1 protein-coding gene is annotated in these 216 nt (G+C 46.3%); it reads left to right on the top strand.

Annotation, left to right across the window (positions count from 1 at the left end):
- Window positions 1-216, top strand: a 216-nt coding sequence (locus ACYQ2O_RS13935) for a hypothetical protein (RefSeq protein WP_459796896.1), incomplete at both ends; no start/stop codon positions are given.

Genomic DNA, 216 nt, shown 5'->3' with positions numbered 1-216 from the left:
AAGGCTGACAGATGATCAAAAACAGCGCCTGATTGCCTTAAAAGAAGAACGTCCTCGTCGAACAGTGACGAATCTGTATCATTATTTGAGCGAAAACGGTGAACTCAACCCGCAGACGGTTTCTTTAACCACGGTTCAACGGTTCATGCGTCAACAAAATGAACAGTATCGCTGGCGATCACCAGAAGACCGACGGTCATTTGAAATGGCTCATGC

The sequence above is a fragment of the Alkalibacterium sp. m-11 genome (assembly GCF_054658155.1).
The sequence above is the reverse complement of the archived record's forward strand: the minus strand, read 5'-3'. Positions and strand labels throughout refer to the sequence as shown.